The organism is Burkholderia sp., from assembly GCF_018375725.1.
Classification (GTDB): domain Bacteria; phylum Pseudomonadota; class Gammaproteobacteria; order Burkholderiales; family Burkholderiaceae; genus Burkholderia.
The window spans coordinates 1-2,083 of sequence record NZ_JAHACR010000465.1 but is presented as its reverse complement, the minus strand read 5'-3'; the positions used below and the strand labels follow the sequence as shown (position 1 = coordinate 2,083).

Below are 2,083 nucleotides of genomic sequence, written 5' to 3'. Positions count from 1 at the left end.
GGCAAAGTAAGCGAGGCGAGCGGGCCGCCTGCGCCCGCACGCGCGGCCCGCTCGTTGCGCTCGGCGGCCTGATCTTCGTCGCATCCGACACGCTGACCGGCGTCGGCCGCGTCCTCGGCGGATTCGCCGGCATCGATGATCTGATCGGGTCGCTGGACGCACTCGCTCAGGTCACGATCGTAGCCGGGGTTTTCCATGAGACGGCCGCGCGATCGGTCAGCCCCTGATTCCGTTTCAAACGGGCCGCCCCACCACGGCGGTCCATCCCAGCCGCCGGTGTCCTGTCAGCGACAGGCTTTCCACGCTCTCCGCCCCCGCACGGCAGCCCGCATTCAAACCCGCCCCGCTTTTTCCGGCCTGTTTTCCTGCGCTTAGAGCCCCGCATCTACCCCCTTGCGGTTTTCAGGTTCACGCACTATCGTTACATCACTCAATGTAACATTACGAAATGAGCTATAGCGGAGACACCCGGATGAATGCGCGTACCCTGCCTTTCGGGCCGCCCGGCCCCGACGAATCCATCGACATCGCCATCGTCGGCACCGGCTTTGCCGGGCTCGGCATGGCCATTCGCCTGCGGCAGACCGGCGTGACCGACTTCGTCGTGCTCGACCAGGCGCCGTCGGTCGGCGGGACATGGCGTGACAACCACTATCCCGGGTGCGCATGCGACGTGCAATCGCACGTCTACTCGTTCTCGTTCGCGCCGAATCCGCGCTGGACGCGCATGTTCGCGCCGCAGCCGGAGATCCGCGCCTACCTGGAGGACTGCGTGCAGCGCTTCGGCATCGGCCCGCACCTGCGCCTGAATCACGCGCTCCAGCGCGCCGAGTACGACGAGACCGCGCAGCGCTGGCGCCTCGCGTTCGCGAACGGCAAACGGCTTTCCGCGCGCGTGCTGATCTCCGGCATGGGCGGCCTGTCGCGCGCCGCGCTGCCGTCGATTCCCGGCGTCGAAAACTTCGAGGGCAAGGCGTTTCACTCGCAGCAGTGGGATCACGATTACCCGCTCGACGGCAAGCGCGTCGCCGTGATCGGCACCGGCGCGAGCGCGATCCAGTTCGTCCCGCAGATCGCGCCGCGCGTGAAGCAGCTTGCGCTGTTCCAGCGCACGCCGCCGTGGATCATGCCGAAACCGGACCGCAACCTGACAAAGCTCGAGCAATGGATGTTCCGCTCGATGCCGTTCACGCAGAAGGTCGTGCGCAGCGGCCTCTACTGGATGCTCGAAGCGCGCGTGCTCGGCTTCGCGATCCATCCGTCGCTGATGAAAAACGTGCAGAAGCTCGCGCTACGCCATATCCGCCGGCAGATTCCCGATCCCGAACTGCGCGCCGCCGTCACGCCGAGCTACACGATCGGCTGCAAGCGCGTGCTGATCTCGAACGACTACTACCCGGCGCTGTCGCGCAAGAACGTCGACGTGATCACGGCCGGCATCGACCGCATCGAGGCAAACGCCGTCGTCACCACCGACGGCAAGCGCCATGAAGTCGATTGCCTGATCTACGGCACCGGCTTCCAGGTCGCGGATCCGTATCCGCGCGGCGCAATCATCGGCCGCGGCGGCCTCGACATCGTCGATGCATGGCGCGACGGCGCGCATGCGTATCTCGGCACGGCGCTGCCGGGCTATCCGAACTTCTTCATGATCGTCGGCCCGAACACCGGCCTCGGTCACAACTCGATGGTCTTCATGATCGAGTCGCAAATCGAATACATCCTCGGCGCGCTGCGGGCGATGCGCGTCGAACGCGCCGAGGCGGTCGAGGTGCGGCCGCTCGTCGAGGCGCAGTTCAACCACGACCTGCAAGGCCGGCTGAAGAAGGCGATCTGGTCGACGGGCGGCTGCAAGAGCTGGTATCTCGATCCGCGCACCGGCAAGAACACAACGCTGTGGCCGGGCTTCACGTGGCGCTTCCGGCAGGCGACGGCCCGCTTCTCGATGGCCGACTACCACGCCTACCATGCGCCGCGCCGCGACGCCGTCCAGCCGGCGGGGACGACGCGCGCTGCATCAGCCGAAGCCGACTGAGACCCGAACAAGGAGCCAACGACATGAGAGATTTCGCCAACAAAGTCG

General features: G+C 66.3%; 2 protein-coding genes. Both read left to right on the top strand.

The genetic code is table 11. The features are described 5' to 3' along the window. Positions 1-227, top strand: a 227-nt coding sequence (locus KH616_RS24430; RefSeq protein ID WP_366835242.1) for a lysoplasmalogenase family protein, incomplete at its 5' end; no start/stop codon positions are given. Positions 228-472: 245 nt separating this feature from the next. Continuing rightward, positions 473-2,035, top strand: coding sequence for an NAD(P)/FAD-dependent oxidoreductase (locus KH616_RS24425; protein ID WP_292253807.1), 1,563 nt, complete (start codon positions 473-475; stop codon positions 2,033-2,035). Positions 2,036-2,083: the final 48 nt, after the last annotated feature.

Bases quoted from the DNA above. Each gene is read 5' to 3' on its own strand.
- KH616_RS24425 (WP_292253807.1), top strand. From the start codon at position 473: ATGAATGCGCGTACCCTGCCTTTCGGGCCGCCCGGCCCCGACGAATCC.